Source organism: Micromonospora sp. AMSO1212t (genome assembly GCF_008868145.1).
GTDB lineage: Bacteria > Actinomycetota > Actinomycetes > Mycobacteriales > Micromonosporaceae > Micromonospora > Micromonospora tulbaghiae.
The window spans coordinates 1-16,873 of record NZ_WBKS01000034.1; the positions used below are offsets into that span (position 1 = coordinate 1).

The following is a 16,873-nucleotide window of genomic DNA, read 5'->3' on the forward strand; positions in this document are numbered from 1 at the left end:
GGCTGGTAGAGATTCACGCCGGGCGGGACGATCTCGTCGATCCGGTCCAGCACCGCGTCGTCGAGCGTCAGCTCCGCCCCGGCCAGCAGCGCGTCCAGCTGGTCCATCGTGCGCGGCCCGATGATGGCCGAGGTGACCGCCGGGTGCGCGGCGGTGAACGCCACGGCGAGCTGCGGCAGCGTGCAGCCCGCCTCGCCGGCGAGCGTGACCAGGTCCTCGACGGCGGCGTACTTCGCGGCGTTGCCGGGCAGCGCCGGGTCGAACCGGGCCGGGGTGAGCGCCGGCCGTCCGGCGCCGAGGTCGACGGGCCGGCCCTGCCGGTACCGGCCGGACAGGAACCCGGAGGCCAGCGGGCTCCACACCAGCACGCCCATCCGGTAGCGGCGGCAGACCGGCAGCACCGACGCCTCGACGCCGCGCGCCAGGATCGAGTACGGCGGCTGCTCGGTGCGGAACCGGCCGAGCGCCCTCCGGTCGGCGACGTGGTGCGCCTCCACGATCTCCTCGGCCGGGAAGGTCGAGCAGCCGAACGCGCGGATCTTCCCGGCCCGGACCAGGTCGGTGAGCGCGGCGAGCGTCTCCTCGACGTCGGTGGTGTGGTCCGGACGGTGCACCTGGTAGAGGTCGATCCAGTCGGTGCCCAGCCGGCGCAGGCTGTCCTCCACCGCCCGGACGATCCAGCGTCGCGAGTTGCCGCCGCGGTTGGGCCCCTCCCCCATCGGGAAGTGCACCTTCGTGGCGAGCACCACGTCGTCGCGCCGGCCGCGCAGGGCCTTGCCGACGATCTCCTCCGACTCGCCGGCCGAGTACATGTCGGCGGTGTCCACGAAGTTGATCCCGCGGTCCAGTGCCGCGTGGACGATGCGGGCGCAGTCGTCGTGGTCGGGGTTGCCGACCGCGCCGAACATCATGGTGCCGAGGCAGTGGACGCTGACCTCGATGCCGGTGCCGCCGAGGACGCGATAGCGCATGTGAACTCCCTGGGTTGCACCGCGCCGGCCGGGTGGCGCGCGGTCCGGTCACGGTAGGAGTTCGAGTGCGCTGGAGGTCAACCGTCGGCGGGTTCCGCGCTGCCGGCGAGGTAGCCGGCCGCCTGCAACTCGAACAGCTCGCGGTAGAGCCCACCCTGGGCCATCAGCGTGTCGTGGTCACCTGACTGCACGAGCCGGCCGTGGTCCATCACGAGGATCCGGTCGGCGTGCCGGACGTTGGCGAGCCGGTGGGTGATCAGCACGACGGCCCGGTCCGGGTGCCGACGCAGGTGCTGGAAGAGGGCGTGCTCGGCACGTGCGTCCAGCGCGGCGGACGGCTCGTCGCAGATCAGCAGCCGGGCGTCGCGGTAGAGCCCGCGGGCGGCCACCAGCCGTTGCCACTGCCCGCCGGACAGGTCCTGCCCGTTCTTGAACTGCCGGTCGAGCAGCGTGTCGTACCCGAACGGCAGCTCGCTGATCATGTCGTGCGCCGCGGCGTCGCGGGCGGCGGTCTCGACGCTGGGGCCGGGCCCGCCGACGCGGTCGTGGCGGCCGGCCCGGATGTTCTGGCGGGCGGTGAACGGGAACTTCCACCAGTCCTGGCTCATCACCGCGACCTGGGCGGCGGTCTGCCGGGGGTCCAGCTCGGCGGCGTCCACGCCGTCCCATCGGATCGTGCCGCCGGTGGGACGGTAGAGGCCGGCGATCAGCTTGGCGAGCGTGGTCTTGCCGGAGCCGTTCTCTCCCACCAGCGCGATCACCTCGCCGCGCCGGACCGTCAGACTCACCTCGTCGACGGCCGCCGTGTCGGTGTCCGGGTAGCGCAGGCTGACCCGCTCGACGTCGATGCGCGTGAACCCGGCGACCGGCAGGTGCCCGCCCGCCGGGATCCGCCGCGTCGCCCGGTCCAGGAAGTCGCGGTAGTCCTGGTAGTAGAGGGCGTCCTCGTAGAGCGAGTTGGTGGCGAAGACCGCCGTGCGCAGGCTCGTCCGCGCGGACTGGAGCGCGAGCAGCGCGGTGGCCGCTGCCGCGAGCGCCACCACACCACCCACCAGCAACGCGCCCAGCACCACGTAGAGCCCGAACGTGGCGACGCCCGTGATGGACAGGCCGATCGCCCGGGTGACCGTCTGCGCCCGGGCGAGGCGCAGCTCGGCGCGGGTCTCCAGGCGCGTCATGAGGTGGTATTCCGAGAGCAGGAAGTCGCGCATCTGGTAGACGCGGATCTCGGCCGCGGTGTGCCGGTTGGCCATCAGGTCGCCCAGCATCCACTTGCGTCGCCGCCGGGTGATGCGGGCGAGCCAGTCGACGTGCTGGCGGCGGGCCATCCGCACCGCCGTCACCGCCTCCGGCGCGGCGGCGACGACCAGGCAGGGCAGCAGCAGCGGGTGGATGATCGTCACGGCGGTGGCCGTGGCGATCACGCCGACCACGCCGGTGACCAGGTTGACCGTGTCGTCGACCAGGGAGCCCGCCTCGGCCAGTCCCCGGTCGCGGGCGCGGTCCATCTCCTCGGCGAAGCCGGCGTCGTCGAAGGCCGCCAGTTCCACGGCGGACGTCGTCTCGAACAGCCGCCGCTCCACTGTGAAGTTGATCTGCGGTACGAGCCGGGCCTGCGCCCATCCGGCGGCGATGGTCAGCGCGCCGCGCCCGGCGACGGCGGCCGCCGCCACTGCCAGGGCGGGCAGCGCCGCCCGGATCCGGTCCGGTGTCGGACCCGCCGCGAACAGTTGGTGGAGCACTCCGGTGGTGGCGAGCAGGCCCAGCGTGGTGAGCACGCCGGCGGCGACGTTGAGGCCCAGCGAGGCGGCGGTGTCCCGGCGGCTGGTCGCCCAGGCGAGACTGATCGCCTCGCGGATCAGCGCGGGCAACCGGCGCGCCACCGACCAGAAGCCGGTGTGGGCCAGTTCGGTGGCCCGGTGCATCCAGTGCGGATCGACGAGCTCGGGCAGGGTCGTCTCCCCTACCGGTTCCTCCGGCTCGGACGGCGGACGTGGACGGATCACCCCGGCCATGGCACCCCCTCGACGCGTTCGGGCAGCAACGCTGGATACTACGGTCCGCTATCGAAGGATGTCACTCAGTAACCGGCGTGTCGTACAGACGTCCCAACGGCGTGTCCCGGAGCGGTGGCCGGAAACACCCGCCCACACGGTGATCGCGGCCGGGTCGCGTCGCGCGCGACCGGTCCGGGTGGCAGGCTTGTGGGGTTCGCCGGCGCAGGCCGGCCGACCGCCCGTCGTGAAGGAGAAGATCGACCCGATGGCTGTGGACGTCACCACCACCGACGAATGGCAGGCGCTGCGCAAGCACGCCGAGGCGATGCGCGGCACGCACCTGCGCGACCTGTTCGCCGCCGACGGGCAGCGGGGTGAGCGGCTCACCGGTGAGGTCGCCGACCTGCACGTTGACTACAGCAAGAACCTGGTCACCGACGAGACGGTCGCGTTGCTCGGCGCGCTCGCCGAGCGGGTCGGACTGACCGACCGGATCGCGGCCATGTTCGCCGGCCGGCACATCAACGTCACCGAGGACCGGGCGGTGCTGCACACCGCGCTGCGCCTGCCCCCGGACGCCTCGCTCACCGTGGACGGCCAGGACGTGGTCGCCGACGTGCACGCCGTGCTGGACCGCATGGCGGCGTTCGCGCAGCGGGTGCGCTCCGGCTCGTGGCGCGGCCACACCGGGGAGCGGATCACCACAGTGGTCAACATCGGCATCGGCGGCTCCGACCTCGGGCCGGTGATGGCGTACGAGGCGCTGAAGGCGTACCGGGACGCGGGCATCAGCTGCCGATTCGTCTCGAACATCGACCCGACCGACATCCACGACAAGACCGTCGACCTGGACCCGGCGAGCACGCTGTTCGTGGTGGTGTCCAAGACGTTCTCCACCCAGGAGACGCTCGCCAACGCCGACCAGGCGCGGCGCTGGCTGCTCGCCGGGCTGGACGCGGACGACGACGCGGTCGCCCGGCACTTCGTCGCGGTCAGCACCAACGAGCAGCGGGTCCGGGACTTCGGCATCGACCCGGAGAACATGTTCGGCTTCTGGGACTGGGTGGGCGGACGCTACTCGCTGCCGTCGGCCGTCGGCCTGTCGGTCATGCTGGCGATCGGACCGGACCGGTTCCGCGAGATGCTGGCCGGCTACCACGCGGTCGACGAGCACTTCCGGTCCGCTCCGGTGGAGCGCAACGTGCCGGCGCTGCTCGGCCTGCTCAACGTCTGGTACACCGACTTCCTCGGCGCGGAGACCCACGCGGTGCTGCCCTACTCGCAGTACCTGCACCGGTTCCCGGCCTACCTCCAGCAGCTCACCATGGAGAGCAACGGCAAGTCGGTACGCGTCGACGGCTCCCCCGTGACGTACCCGACCGGGGAGATCTTCTGGGGTGAGCCGGGCACCAACGGTCAGCACGCCTTCTACCAGCTCGTCCACCAGGGCACCCGGCTGGTCCCGGCGGACTTCATCGCGTTCAGCCGGCCCAACCACGACCTGGGCGACATGCACGACCTGTTCATGTCGAACTTCTTCGCCCAGACCGCCGCGCTGGCCTTCGGGCGCACCCGGGAGCAGGTGGAGGCCGAGGGCACCGCGCCCGAGGTGGTGCCGCACCGGGTGATGACGGGCAACCACCCGACCACATCGATCCTGGCGCCGAAGCTCACCCCGGCGACGCTCGGCCAGCTGATCGCGCTCTACGAGCACATCGTGTTCACCGAGGCCGCGATCTGGGACATCAACGCCTTCGACCAGTGGGGCGTGGAGCTGGGCAAGGTGATGGCCAACCAGCTCGCGCCGAAGCTCACCGGCCCGGACCCGGACCTGGCCGACGTGGACACCTCGACCGCCGAGCTGATCCGACGCTACCGGGCCGAGCGCGGCCGGAGCTGACCGCACGCCCGTGGCGTCCCGCGTACACGGCGGGACGCCACGGGTCAGCGGCGCAGCAGGTCGGCGTGCGCGGCGCGCAGCCGGGTCAGCGCCGCGTCGCCGGCCGGGGCGCGGCGGTCGAGTTCGGCCCACGCCTCGGCGAGCGCGTCGGCTAGCGCCCGCAGCTCGGCGGCGTGCCGCCGGCTGGACTGCCGGTGCAGCTCCTCCAGGCGGCGGGCCCAGCCGGCGCTGATCGCGGCGACGCGTTCGGCGTCGGCGCGGGCCTGGGCCCCGGTGCGGGCGGCGGACGCGGGCACGATCGCGGCGACCGGCCGGGGATCGCCGTCGCGGGTGACGAGCGTGACGGTGTCGGTCAGCTCGGCCAGGGAGACGAGCTGGGTGAGCCGGGTGCGGACCTCGCGCAGCGGCAGGGCGCGCGGCTGGGGGGACCGGTCGGCCAGTGCGGGGACAGCCATGGACACATGTTCACGTCCGGGTACGACAAATTCCCGGTCAGGCGGTCCACTCCGGTGCCAGCACGGACCACACCTCCAGGTCGGCGCGCCCGTCGGGCGTCGGTGCGGCTCCGCGCATGACGCCGTCGCGGCTCATGCCGAGCCGCCGCGCGACGGCGACGCTGCGCTCGTTGCCGGCCTTCGTGACCCACTCGACGCGGTGGATGCCACGCTCCCGCACCGCCCAGTCGATGACGAAGCGGGCGGCGCGGGTGACCAGGCCCTGCCCCTCGGCGCCGGGTTCCAGCCAGCAGCCGGCCTCGCACACCCCGCGATCGGTGCTCAGCGACACGAACAGCACGCCGCCGACGAGCGTGCCGCGCTGCCAGATGCCCCAGATGCCGCCGTCGTCGCGGGCCCACCGGTCGGCGTACGCCTGGAGGACCTTGCGGGCCGACTGGGCGTCGGTGGCGACGAAGGACGCGCCGACCCAGGGCGAGATGTGGTCGCGGCAGCGGTCGAGGTTGGCCAGGAACTCGTCGGCGTGCCAGGGCGACAGTGGACGCAGCTCGGCGTCGTCGGTGAGGGCGTGGGCGAACATCCGAGGAAGCTAGCAGGACCGTCGCCGTTTTGTCGGTCGGTCCCTCTACGGTCTGCGCCGTGAACGCCGTCCAGACGTACCGATACCTTCAGCCGTCCGCGCTGCGCGCCGCCGGTCTCGACCTGCAGACCTGCGGCGGCCCGGCGGCCAACCCGCGCTTCTTCGCCGGGTTCCTCACCGCCCCGGCCGCGTCGGCGGCCGGGCTGCTCGCCGTCGCCGAGGTGGCCCGCACCCGCTACCACCAGCCGGTCAACCCGGCCAGCCTGGACCCGGTGGTCACCGGCAGCCGGGGTCGCCTGCGGTTCGAGTCGTTCTCCGGCTGCTGCGGGGTGTACGCGCGGATGGACGTCCTGCCGGCCGGGCTCGACGGGGAGATCAGCGGCCACGGCACCACGAACGTGGACGTGAACCCGCCGTTGCGGGAGGCGCTGGCCCGGGTGGGCGGCATCGAGCCGCTGCACGTGGCGGTCGGCCCGGACGACCTGACGGTCTCCACCATGGACGGCTCGGTGGTCGAGCGGAAGGTGCCGCTGCCCGGCCGCTGGCTGCGCGGCTTCGCCGAGGTGCACGTGCTCACCGCCGGCTTCGAGCCGCGCGCCGAGATCGCGGCGGCGCAGGCGGCGACGTTCCTGCGCCGGCTGCCCGCCGCGAACGACCGGAGCGTGCTGTGGGCGGTGCCCGCCGGGCGTACGCTGCGGCTGACCTCCCGCCCGGTGCCCGGCGCGGTCTGCCTGGCCGGCGCGGGCCGGCTCGCGGCGCTGCGCGGTGTGCTGCGGCACGCGCGCACCCTGCGGGTGTACGGCCCGGCGGTGCGGGCCGGCTCCCCCGCCGTGCCGAGCACGTGGGAGCTGGAGACCGGCGCGCTGCGGCTGTCGCTGACGCTGTCCCCCGAGCCGTACCGGGGCTTCTCCGGCGAGGGGGCGGCCCTGGCGGCGCTCGCGGGCGACGACGTGGTCGACGACGCGGAGCTGGTCGGCGCGCTGCTCAACTGGGATCCGACGATCGACGTGGCCGCGCTTGCCGACGCCTCCGCGCTGCCCGACGAACGGGTGCGCGCCGCGCTCGCCCAGTTGGGCACCGCCGGGCGGGTCGGTTACGACGTGGCGGACGGGGCGTACTTCCACCGGGTGATGCCCTACGACGCGGGCCGCGTGGAGCGGGACAACCCGCGGCTGGTCGGCGCGCGTGCGCTGGTCGAGCGGGGCGCGGTCGAGCGCGACGGCGAGGACGCGACGGTACGCACCGACGCCGAGGTCTACCGGGTACGCCGGCACCCGGACGGCGCGCACTCCTGCACCTGCCGCTGGTGGGCACGGCACCGCGGGCAGCGAGGGCCGTGCCGGCACGCGCTGGCCGTGTCGATGGTCGCGGCGCCGGTGGAGGCACTGTCGTGACCGGCTTCGCCGAGGCGGTGGTGCGCGGCAGGATGTCGGAGGTCCGGTCGGCCCTGGCCGGGTTGGACGAACCGGCCCGGCGGGCGCTCGGCGACGAGCTGGTCGCCGAGGTGCGCCACAGGCGGGACGCCTGGTGGTGGCAGGGCGAGGCGGCAACGCTGGCGGTGGCCGCGGTGGGGACGCTGAGCACCCCGACGAAGGTGGCCGCGCTGCTCGGCCGCCGCTCGGTCTGGCTGAGCGGCGTCGACGCGGCACCGGTGGTCGACGTCGCCCGGGAGCGCGGGGTGACCTGGCTGGCCGACGTGGCGTACAAGCTGGCCGACCGACTACCCCGGGATCGGATGGTCGCGGGCTGGCGGTTCGTCGCCGGTCTCCTGCTGGCGGAGAAGGCGCCGCCGCCGACGGGGGACGACTTCGTGCGAGGGTGGGCCGCCGCGCAGGGCTGGCCGGATCCGCGCGGAACCCGCCCGCCGACTGTGGACCGGCTGCGGGCGGACCCGTTCCTCGACGCGCTGTTGCCGCGCCTGTTCGAGGTGGACGGCGTGGGCACCGAGCTGGCCCGCGGCGACGGCACCGGCGCGGAGGCGCTGCCACGGGCACTGGCGGCGCTGGCCGCGGAGGGCCGGCTCGACCGGGCGGTGCTGCTCAACGGCGTCCTCGGCCGGCTGCTGCGCGGCGACCGGCCGGGCGCGCTGCGCCCGTTCCTGATCCTGCACGACCTGCTCGCGCCGACTCCGGACGAGGTGGCGGTGCGGTCGAGCGCCTATCTGCGGCTGCTCGCCGACGGCCCCGGCCCGGTGGCCCGCGCCGCCCAGCGGACGCTGCGGGAGGCCGGTGACGCCGCCGAGCCGGAGGCGCTGTGGGAGGCCGCCCGGACGGTGCTGGCCCGGCCGGAGAAGGCGCTGGTCCGGGCGCAGGTGTCCTGGCTCGACCGGCTGGCCCGGCAGCACCCCGACCAGGCCCCGGAGATCGGCGCGGTGCTCGCCGTGGCGGCCGACCACCCGGACGCCGGCCTGCGCGAACGCGCGCTGACGCTGGCGCGGCGGCACGGCCACCGGCCGGTTGCCGTAGCCACGGTGGTCGAGGCTCGCGACGACCTGCCGCCGCCGCTGCCGGCGCCGGCCGCGCCGCCGCCGATCGCCGACGTGGACGAGCTGGTGGAGGAGGTGGCGGCGACACTGCGCGGGCTGTGGCCGGCCTCGGTGCTGGAACGGGTCATGGACGGGCTGCTGCGGCTGGGCACCCGTGACCGCGACCGTCTCGAGGTCGCGCTGGCGCCGGTGCTGCGCCGGGAGCGGGTGGCCGAGTACGAGCACATCTGGGCCCGGTCCGACCCCTCGTTCGAGATCGACCGGCTGCTGCTGTTCGTCGCGCGTATCGGGGACGCCACCCGGCGCCGAGACGGCTGGGCCTCGACGCTGGCTACGGCCGGCGGCGGGCCTGCCGCAGTGGCCTCCGGCCGCCCCGCGCCGATGTGGCTCTACCGCCTCCGGCTGGCCGAGGCCGGGCAGCGCCTGGACGGCCGTGACGATCCGGGGCTGTTGTCCGCGCCCACCTCGGCCACCGGGGCGGTCGAACCGAGTGTGCTCTACGAGCGGCTGGCGGCGCTCGGCGACCGGCCGTACTGGCGGTGGGACTACGCGCAGGCGCTGTTGCGCCTGCCGGCCGGGGTCGATGAGCCGCTTGCGGCCCGCGCCGAGGCGCTCGGCACGCCGGGCGGCGTCGAGCTGGCGGCCTGGCTGCGCGGCGGCGGCGTGCCGGCGCCGGTGCAGGAGGTGGTAACTGTGGGCCGGCGGGACCGGTCCGGCCGCCACGACTGGAGCTACGACCAGTTGCCGGAACGACGGCGGCTCGTCGCGCTCACGCCACCGGCCGACGTGGACGACCGGTTCGGCCTGCTCACTGTGCGGCCCTCGGCGATCGGCCGCCGGGTCTTCGACGCCGGCCACCTGTGGCCGACCGTCCTGCCCGGGCATCGGGGCGTGGTGGCCGCGCACGTCCTGGCCGAGGTCGCCACGACCGCGCAGGAGGACGTCGCGGGGCCGGGCGCGGTCCTGCCGGCGTTGGCCGACTGCACGGGCGCTGGTGGCCCCGCGCTGGACCTGGCGCTGGCGTACGGGCTGTGTGCCCGGCACGAGGCGGACCGGGTGGGCGCGCTCGACGCGTTGCTGATCCTGGCCGCCGCCGGTGACCTGGACGCGCCAGCGGTCGGCGGGCATCTGGGCGAGTTGGGCGCGCAGGGGCAGGTGATCCTCACCCGGGCGGTGACCCCGCTGCGCGACGCGGTCGCGGCGGGTGCCCGGCTGAGCGTCTGGCGGCTGCTCGCGTCGGCGTTGACGCCGCTGCTGGCCGGGCCGACGCCACCCCGGGGCACGCCGGACCTGCTCGCGCTGGCGGCGGAGGCAGCGACCGCGACCGGCGTCCGGATCGACGTGCCCGGGCTGGCCGACGTGGTGGCCCGGGGCGGCAGCAGCCGGCTGGTCGCCGAGGCCCGTCGGCTCACCGCCGCCCTGGCCGTCTGAACCGGCGCCTCGTCACCTTCGAACGGGCAGCGGGCCGGTACGCGGACGCGCGCCGGCCCGGCCGTCAGGCACGGCACCCCAGCCCGGCTGTCAGCGCGCCCGGCGGACTGTCAGGCGCGGCGCGCCGGGCGGCGGGTGAGCGCCACCCCGAGGGCGATCATGCCGACGCCGAGGAACAGGTGCAGCCAGTTGTCGGCGCCGTTGAGCGGCACGAAGTTGGCGCCGCTGTCGTGGTCGATCACCAGGCCGTAGAGCCAGAGCACCAGGTAGATGGCACCGCCGCCGATCAGGTACGCCCGGGCGCCGGAGACCGTCCGGGACAGCGCCAGCCCGGCCACGCCGAAGAGCAGGTGCACGATGTTGTGCAGGACCGACACCTGGAACAGGCCCAGCAGTTTCGCCCGTGACTCGTGCCCGGCGAACATCATCGTGTCGTAGTTCGTGGTGATGCCGGGGATGAACCCCAGCACGCCCACCACCAGGAAGACGATGCCGACCACCTGGGCGGCCCGGCGTACCGGGGACGCGGGCGCGGTACGGGCGACGCGGGAAGAACCGGCCATGACTGACACCTCCGTTGCCGAAGTCTTCCGCGCCCACGGCGGCCGGGAAGCCGAAACCGTCCGGGTCCCCGGATCGAGATCAGCAACTCGGCCGGACGGGCAGGTAGCCGCGCAGCGCCTCGAACTGGGCCACGGTCAGGTAGGACGGGTTCGCCGCCTGCGGTTGCCGGAACACCTCCGCGCCGGCCAGCCGCGGGTCGGCCCGCAGCAGGTCGCGGCGTACCCGCAGCGGCTCGTCCACGATCGTCAGGTCCAGCGGCGCGGTCCACGGCCGGCCCGGCGCACCGGGCTCGGGAGCGGCGGCGATCCGGCCGACTCCCCAGACGCCGTACGGCACCCGGCCCCGGCTGCCGCTGGCCCAGAACACCACCGGCTGGCCGGCGCGCATCAGGCGTACCCGGTAGCCGGGGCGGACGCACCAGCCGGTCACGCGCGGGTCGGCGGCGAAACGGGCCGTCAGGTCCGCCGCATCGGCGTTGCCCTTGATCAACCACGCGCCGAGGTCGTCCAGGGTCACCCGCCGGTCGGTCATCCGCCCATTCTGCGGCCCGCCCGGCCGTCCCGCCGGACAGCGGCCACGGCCACGCCGACGGCGACGGCGACCGCGACGGCGACGGCGACGGCGACCGCGACGGCGACGGCGACCGCGACGGCGACGGCGACCGCGACGGCGACGGCGATGGCCGAGGGGCGGCGGTCAGATGATCAGGTGGGTCCAGTAGGTGAGCCAGACCGCGAACAACGCGCCCTGGAGCAGCGCCAGCGCGGCGGCGAGCCAGCCGTCGAGGCCGGGCCGCCGCGCCCAGCGGGCCAGCACGAACGCGACCGGGAAGGCGGCCAGCAGGTAGCGCAGCAGGCTCTTGTACACCGGCGGCCCCATCGACAGCGGCACCAGCACCATGACCAGCGTGTAGGCCAGGTACGGCCAGTCGGCCCGGCGGCGCAGCCCGACGGCCGCGACCGTCACCATCGCCACCGCGATCCAGACCCGCAGCGCGTCGGCGGAGTTGCCGCCGAACAGCGCGGAACCGGCCACTCCCAGCGGGTTCTGCAGCCGGATCCCCCAGCCGGTCTCCTGGGCGTGCTGGTAGGCGAACCAGTCGCCGCTCTGCCAGCGGCAGAACGCCATGAACGTCAGCCAGCCCGCCGGCACCAGCAGCAGCGGCCAGCCCTGGCGCAGCAGGCGCGGCCACGCCCGGGGTCCGGCCCGCCAGCCGTGCTCGCGCAGCAGCACCAGCGCCAGCGGCACCACCACGAGGAAGCCGACCGAGCGGCTCATTGCCAGGAAGTAACCGATCACGCCGACGAGCAGCCAGCGGCTCCGCTCGGCGTACCAGAAGGCGGCCAGCGCGAGGCAGACGAACAGCGACTCGGTGAGCGCCGCCTGGAACAGGAACGCCGTCGGCAGGAGCAGCAGGTACCGGACCGCTCGCCGGCCGTCGTCCGGTCCGGCGCCGCCGAGCAGCCGGCCCCCCAGCCGGTACGCGAAGTAGAGCTGGAACACCAGCGCCACGTTGCTGACCAGCAGCAGGGCCCAGGCGGTGTGCCCGCCGAGCAGCGGCGCGAGCGGCCGGGCCAGGAACGGGTAGAGCAGCGGGAAGCCGAAGTCGGTCCAGGGCCGGTCCAGCGGCAGCCGGGCCAGGTGGTCGTAGAGGAACGAGTCCCAGGCGAACCAGAGCGAGATCCAGCGGTGCGACGAGATCGCGTCCTGCTGCTCCCGCATGCCGGTCTCGGCGGCCGGCGGCGCGCCGGGCACGCCGTCCCAGGCGGTGAGCACCAGCACGCCGACCAGGGTGAGCACGAGCTTCGAGCCGACGAAGACGGCGAGCACGAACCCCCACGGTTCGGGCACCCGGCGGGCGACCGAGACCGCCCGCGACCACCACCGGGTACGCCCGGCGCGCGCCCCGCCGCCGGCCGCGCGGTCGGGCAGGGCCGCGCCGTCGGGGTCGACCCGCCGTTCGTCCGCCATCGCGCTCCCACTGTCCGGCCCTCGGGCCGACTCGCCCGGCTGCAAAACCCGGTGCGCGTTCCCCGTCCGGACCGGTCCACACCCGCGCAGCCGTCGCGAATCGGTGCGGACCGGCAGGTGAGGACGCCGTCAGGGTGGGTAAGCGCGCTGCCGCATCGGCAGGCGGGGGGCGCGGACGGCATGGGTGACGGCGACGGAACCGTGATCATCGGGGCGGGACCGGCCGGGTTGACCGCCGCGTACGAGTTGCTGCGGCACGGTCGGCCGGTCCGGGTCTACGAGGCCGACGACGTGGTCGGCGGGATCAGCCGGACGGTGGAGCGTGACGGCTGGCGGTTCGACATCGGAGGGCACCGCTTCTTCACGAAGGTGGCCCGGGTCGAGGACTTCTGGCACGAGATCCTGCCGGACGAGGACTTCCTGCTCCGGCCGCGGATGAGCCGGATCTACTACCGGGGCGCGCTGTTCGACTACCCGCTCAACGCCGGGAACGCGCTGCGCAACCTCGGGCTGCTGGAGGCGGCACGCTGTCTGGGCTCGTACGGCCGGGCCCGGCTGCGCCCGCCGAAGGACCAGTCGCACTTCGAGGGGTGGGTGTCGGCGCGGTTCGGCTGGCGGCTCTACTCGATCTTCTTCAAGACGTACACGGAGAAGGTCTGGGGGATGCCGGCGGATCGGTTGCAGGCCGACTGGGCCGCCCAGCGGATCAAGAACCTGTCGCTGGCGACGGCGATGCGCAACGCGCTGCTGCCCCGGCGCAACCGCACGGACGTGACCAGCCTGATCGAGGAGTTCCAGTACCCGAAGCACGGCCCGGGGATGATGTGGGAGCGCTGCGCCGAGGAGGTCGCCAAGCGCGGCGGCACGGTGCGTACCGGCGCCTGGGTGACCGAGGTGCACCGCGATCCGGCCGCGCGGCGGGCCACCGCGGTGACGGTGGCCGACGCCGGCGGGGAGCGCACGGAGCCGGCCGCGCACGTGATCTCCTCGATGCCGATCTCCGCGCTGGTGCGGGCGATGCGCCCGGAGGCGCCGCCCGAGGTGCGGGCCGCCGCCGACGACCTGCGGTACCGGGACTTCCTGACCGTGGCGCTGGTGGTGCCGGAGGAGTTCTCGTTCCCGGACAACTGGATCTACGTGCACGACCCGGCGGCCCGGGTGGGCCGGATCCAGAACTTCGGCTCGTGGTCGCCGTACCTGGTCAAGGACGGGCGGACCTGCCTGGGGCTGGAGTATTTCGTGTTCGAGGGCGACGAGATGTGGCGGACGCCGGACGCCGAACTGGTCGGGTTCGCCACCGCCGAGCTGGAGCGGCTGGGCCTGGTCAAGCCCGGGTGCGTGGAGGCGGGCTACGTGGTCCGGATGCCGAAGGCCTACCCGGTCTACGACGAGCGGTACCAGCACAACGTCGACGTGATCCGGGACTGGCTGGCCGCGTACGTGCCGAACGTGCACCCGGTCGGCCGCAACGGCATGCACCGGTACAACAACGCCGACCACTCGATGCTGACGGCGATGCTGACCGCGGAGAACATCGCGCACGGCGCGGAGCACGACGTCTGGACCGTCAACGTGGAGCAGGACTACCACGAGCAGCGCAGCCCGTCGCGGCACGGCACCGGCCGGGACGCGCCGGTCGTCCCGGCCCGGCGGTAAGGCCCCGGGCGTGAGGGTGGTCATAACGGCTGGACGGCAGCCACGGCGGTGCTGCTAGCCTTCTGGGCAGGTCATGAGCGCCAGCGCGAAGCCCCGGCTCGCTGGCCGGCAACCCTCCTCCGCGGTGGGGTGCCCCGGGTGAAGACCAGGCACCGGCAGCCGCCGGTGCAAGCGTGGCCTGGCACCCAGGTCAGCAACAGACCAGGGAGACCGATGTCTGCACCAACCTCCACCCCCTCCGGCGACGTCGCCGCGTACCCGGCCCGCTTCGCGCTGGTCAAGCGCCGTCACGTCGACCTGATGCGGGTGTGCAGCGACGCCTGTCGCCTCGCGCGCTGAGCGAACGCCACCCTCCTTTCCCCGATCCACCCTTCTCCGGCCCGGCCGTCCGTCCGGCGGGCCGGCGTCGACGCGCGCCGCGCGTCCATCCACTCTGGAGAGACATCGTGCGTTTCCGTACCGTCCTGACCCGTGCCGCCGCCGTCGGCGCGGCCGCCCTGCTCGCCGTCACCGCGCTCACGGCCTGCGGCAACGACGACACCGCCGCGGCCGACAACCCGTACGGCCTGCTCCATCCCGGCGTGATCCGCGCCGGCACGCTCACCGACGCCCCGCCGAACGTCTTCCTCAAGGACGGGAAGTTCACCGGCTTCGACAACGAGCTGCTGCGTGCCGTGGCCGACAAGATCGGCCTGAAGGTGGAGTTCGTCGGCACCGACTTCTCCGGCCTGCTCGCCCAGGTCAACAGCGGCAAGTTCGACGTGGGCAGCTCCTCGATCACGATCACCGAGGCGCGGAAGAAGACAGTCGACTTCGGCAACGGCTACGACTTCGGCTACTTCGGCCTGGACGTGCCCGCCGGCTCCTCGATCACCGGGTTCGACCAGCTCACCGGCAAGCGGGTCGTGGTCGTCCAGGGCACCGTGCAGGACGACTACGCCACCAAGCAGAACCTCGACCCGGTGCGGGTGCCGGACTACAACAGCGCGATCAACCAGCTCAAGGCCGGCACGGCCGACGCCTGGATCGCCCCGGCCGAGATCGGCGACAAGTCCGCCGCCGACAGCAACGGCAAGATCAAGGTCGCGGCGAAGCAGCTCAGCCCCACCCCGACCGCGTACGCGGTGGCCAAGGGCGACGACAAGCTGCGCGAGGCGCTGAACAAGGGCCTGGACGAGGTGATCGCCGACGGCACGTGGAGCCGCCTGCAGGCCGAGTACTACCCGGGGCGGCCGATCCCGGCCGACTTCAAGCCGGGCAGCGGGTCGGTGGCGGTGCCGTCGCCGTCGGCCGCCTCCTGAACCGGTAACCGAGCACGAGCGGGGCGGACGGAGCGGACATGGATCCACTGAGCACGCTGTGGGAGACGTTCTTCGACTGGGACTCGATGCGCGAGGCGCTGCCCGAGATGCTCACCGTCGGGCTGCCCAACACGCTCACCCTGGCGGTCTCCGCCGCCCTGCTCGGCTCGGTGCTGGGCATGCTGCTGGCCGTCGCCGGCATCTCGCGTACCCGATGGTTGCGGTGGCCGGCGCGGGTCTACACCGACGTGTTCCGCGGCCTGCCGGCCGCGGCGACAATCCTGCTCATCGGCGTGGGCCTGGCGCCGCTGGGCATGCAGGTGTGGGGCCCGAACCCGTATCCGCTGGGCGTGCTGGCGCTGTCCCTGATCGCCGCCGCCTACCTGGGTGAGATCTTCCGGGCCGGCATCCTGAGCGTGGAGGCCGCCCAGTTGGAGGGCGCGCGGGCGCTCGGCTTCTCCTGGGGCGAGGCGATGCGCCTGGTGATCATCCCGCAGGGCGTACGCCGGGTGCTGCCCGCGTGGGTCAACCAGCTCATCGCGCTGATCAAGGACTCCAGCCTGGTCTACTTCCTCGGCCTGCTGGCCAGCCAGCGGGAGCTGTTCCGGATCGGGCAGGACTACGCGGCCAACACCGGCAACCAGTCCGCGCTGCTGCTGGCCGGGTTGTTCTACCTGTTGCTGACCGTGCCGCTGACCCACGCGGTCAACTGGCTGGACCGACGCCTGCGGCAGGGCCGGCCGGCCGCGCCGCCCGAGCCCGAGCCCGACGCCGAGCCGGTCGACGTCACCCCGTCCGGAAGGGAACCGCGATGACCACCACCACCACCACGACCCCGGTCAGCCTGGCCGTCCGCGACGTGCACCTGGCCTTCGGCGCGCACCGGGTGCTGCGCGGCGCGGACCTCGACGTGGCCCGGGGCCGGGCGGCCTGCGTGATCGGCCCGTCCGGCTCCGGCAAGTCGACGCTGCTGCGCACCATCAACCGGTTGATCGAACCGGACCGGGGCGACGTGCTGCTGGACGGGCGCAGCGTGCTGCGCGACGATCCGGACGCGCTGCGCCAGCGCATCGGCATGGTGTTCCAGCAGTTCAACCTGTTCCCGCACCTGAGCGTGCTGCGCAACATCACGCTGGCGCTGCGCAAGCTCAAGAAGCTCGGCGAGGACGAGGCGGTGGCGCTCGCCCGCGCCCAGCTCGACCTGGTCGGTCTGGCCGGCAAGGCCGACGCGCGGCCGGCGCAGCTCTCCGGCGGCCAGCAGCAACGCGTCGCCATCGCGCGGGCGCTCGCGCTGCGCCCGCAGGTGATGCTGTTCGACGAGGCGACGAGCGCGCTGGACCCGGAGCTGGTCAAGGGCGTGCTCGCGGTGATGGCGGACCTGGCCGCCGCCGGCATGACCATGGTCGTGGTGACGCACGAGATGGGGTTCGCGCGCAGCGTCGCCGACACGGTGGCGTTCATGGACGCGGGCGTGGTGCTGGAGGCCGGGCCGCCGGAGGCGGTGTTCGAGGCGCCGGAGCACCCCCGTTTGCGACGCTTCCTGTCCCAGGTGCTCTGACGCG

The 16,873-nt window shown here is 74.0% G+C and carries 15 protein-coding genes and 1 riboswitch; of the genes, 8 read left to right on the plus strand and 7 right to left on the minus strand.

The annotated features are described in order from the left end of the window. Both F8279_RS11780 and F8279_RS11785 read right to left on the minus strand, forming a co-directional pair. On the minus strand, nt 1-971 hold a 971-nt coding region (locus F8279_RS11780; protein WP_151499932.1), incomplete at its 3' end, for an aldo/keto reductase. Between the two features lie 77 nt (nt 972-1,048). Next, entirely contained in the window at nt 1,049-2,986 is a 1,938-nt protein-coding gene (locus tag F8279_RS11785) for an ABC transporter ATP-binding protein (RefSeq protein ID WP_151499933.1), read from the minus strand. A gap of 247 nt (nt 2,987-3,233) precedes the next feature. Here F8279_RS11785 and pgi point away from each other — a divergent pair, with 247 nt between their 5' ends. After that, on the plus strand, nt 3,234-4,868 hold the full coding sequence (pgi, locus tag F8279_RS11790; RefSeq protein WP_151499934.1) for a glucose-6-phosphate isomerase: 1,635 nt from the start codon (nt 3,234-3,236) through the stop codon (nt 4,866-4,868). A 44-nt stretch (nt 4,869-4,912) separates the two neighbouring features. On the opposite strand, the gene F8279_RS11795 is transcribed toward pgi, so the two are convergent. Further along, nucleotides 4,913-5,323, minus strand: a complete 411-nt coding sequence (locus F8279_RS11795; RefSeq protein WP_120569545.1) for a type II toxin-antitoxin system Phd/YefM family antitoxin — start codon at nt 5,321-5,323, stop codon at nt 4,913-4,915. 37 nt (nt 5,324-5,360) lie between these two features. Continuing rightward, on the minus strand, nt 5,361-5,903 hold the full coding sequence (locus F8279_RS11800) for a GNAT family N-acetyltransferase (protein WP_151499935.1): 543 nt from the start codon (nt 5,901-5,903) through the stop codon (nt 5,361-5,363). A 59-nt stretch (nt 5,904-5,962) separates the two neighbouring features. Between F8279_RS11800 and F8279_RS11805 the strand changes: the two genes are divergently transcribed. Further along, on the plus strand, nt 5,963-7,297 hold the full coding sequence (locus F8279_RS11805) for an SWIM zinc finger family protein (protein ID WP_151499936.1): 1,335 nt from the start codon (nt 5,963-5,965) through the stop codon (nt 7,295-7,297). Next, entirely contained in the window at nt 7,294-9,819 is a 2,526-nt protein-coding gene (locus F8279_RS11810; protein WP_151499937.1) for a hypothetical protein, read from the plus strand. Before F8279_RS11805 ends, F8279_RS11810 begins: the two co-directional genes overlap by 4 nt. A 110-nt stretch (nt 9,820-9,929) precedes the next feature. Here F8279_RS11810 and F8279_RS11815 read toward each other — a convergent pair whose 3' ends face one another. From F8279_RS11815 to F8279_RS11825, 3 genes are all read right to left on the minus strand, one after another. Continuing rightward, nucleotides 9,930-10,382 (minus strand): DUF4383 domain-containing protein, encoded by a 453-nt coding sequence (locus tag F8279_RS11815; RefSeq protein WP_151499938.1) that lies wholly within the window; start codon nt 10,380-10,382, stop codon nt 9,930-9,932. 79 nt (nt 10,383-10,461) lie between these two features. Next, on the minus strand, nt 10,462-10,914 hold the full coding sequence (locus F8279_RS11820) for a hypothetical protein (protein ID WP_151499939.1): 453 nt from the start codon (nt 10,912-10,914) through the stop codon (nt 10,462-10,464). A gap of 165 nt (nt 10,915-11,079) precedes the next feature. Further along, nucleotides 11,080-12,354: a hypothetical protein gene (locus F8279_RS11825; protein WP_151499940.1), complete on the minus strand. Its 1,275-nt coding sequence runs from the start codon at nt 12,352-12,354 to the stop codon at nt 11,080-11,082. 180 nt (nt 12,355-12,534) lie between these two features. Here F8279_RS11825 and F8279_RS11830 point away from each other — a divergent pair, with 180 nt between their 5' ends. From F8279_RS11830 to F8279_RS11845, 5 genes are all read left to right on the plus strand, one after another. Beyond that, nucleotides 12,535-14,010 (plus strand): NAD(P)/FAD-dependent oxidoreductase, encoded by a 1,476-nt coding sequence (locus tag F8279_RS11830; RefSeq protein WP_151499941.1) that lies wholly within the window; start codon nt 12,535-12,537, stop codon nt 14,008-14,010. Between the two features lie 69 nt (nt 14,011-14,079). After that, nucleotides 14,080-14,190: riboswitch (SAM riboswitch) on the plus strand. 33 nt (nt 14,191-14,223) lie between these two features. Beyond that, nucleotides 14,224-14,349: a hypothetical protein gene (locus F8279_RS30820; protein WP_255474118.1), complete on the plus strand. Its 126-nt coding sequence runs from the start codon at nt 14,224-14,226 to the stop codon at nt 14,347-14,349. 107 nt (nt 14,350-14,456) lie between these two features. Continuing rightward, nucleotides 14,457-15,311 (plus strand): ABC transporter substrate-binding protein, encoded by an 855-nt coding sequence (locus F8279_RS11835; RefSeq protein WP_151499942.1) that lies wholly within the window; start codon nt 14,457-14,459, stop codon nt 15,309-15,311. A 38-nt stretch (nt 15,312-15,349) separates the two neighbouring features. Continuing rightward, on the plus strand, nt 15,350-16,126 hold the full coding sequence (locus F8279_RS11840) for an amino acid ABC transporter permease (RefSeq protein WP_091417415.1): 777 nt from the start codon (nt 15,350-15,352) through the stop codon (nt 16,124-16,126). After that, nucleotides 16,123-16,869, plus strand: coding sequence for an amino acid ABC transporter ATP-binding protein (locus F8279_RS11845; protein ID WP_151499943.1), 747 nt, complete (start codon nt 16,123-16,125; stop codon nt 16,867-16,869). Before F8279_RS11840 ends, F8279_RS11845 begins: the two co-directional genes overlap by 4 nt. Nucleotides 16,870-16,873: the final 4 nt, after the last annotated feature.